This window comes from Bacillus sp. JJ1503 (assembly GCF_036965125.1).
Classification (GTDB): Bacteria; Bacillota; Bacilli; order Bacillales; family Cytobacillaceae; genus Cytobacillus.
Window position 1 is genome coordinate 416 of sequence record NZ_JBALOZ010000386.1, and the last position, 461, is coordinate 876.

The 461-nt window shown below is 33.8% G+C and carries 1 protein-coding gene and 1 pseudogene; one reads left to right on the forward strand and one right to left on the reverse strand.

The window, feature by feature from the left end; genetic code table 11:
- Positions 1 to 39: 39 nt before the first annotated feature.
- Positions 40 to 212: pseudogene (locus tag V7149_RS23390) on the forward strand (IS3 family transposase); the annotation flags it as partial.
- Between the two features lie 63 nt (positions 213 to 275).
- Here the strand turns inward: V7149_RS23390 and V7149_RS23395 are convergent.
- The coding region (locus tag V7149_RS23395) for a HesB/YadR/YfhF family protein (protein ID WP_438824149.1) at positions 276 to 461 on the reverse strand (186 nt) is incomplete at its 5' end.

Consider the following 461-nt stretch of genomic DNA (forward strand, 5'->3'; position numbering starts at 1 on the left):
ATGGAGTAACGAAAAAGCCAAAGCTAATAAATAGAAGTCTTCGGGATTATGAAGACAAAGTTTCTCTATATAAAAGAGTTTGAGAGTGTGGAGCATTTTAAAAGCGAGCTGGAAAAGTACATAATGTATTAAAACACACAAAACGCATTAAGGCAAAATTAAAAGGCATGAATCCGATACAATATCGAACTCATACCAAACTCGACGCCTAATGAAATAACCGTGTCTAACTTTTAGGGGCCACTTCAAAAATTAGGTGAATGAAAAGGTTTTTTTTATAGATACTTATAATCGGGCTCTTTCGCTTTATTATTATATTCCACATGCAAATCATGATTGTCAAAATACCAAATATCTTTTTCTTCAATAAAATAGGTAATTCCATTCTTTGTAGTTTCAGCACCCGCATTAACGGGCTCATCCTTTGAGATACCTAATGAAAACCCTTGTTGTACCGTACT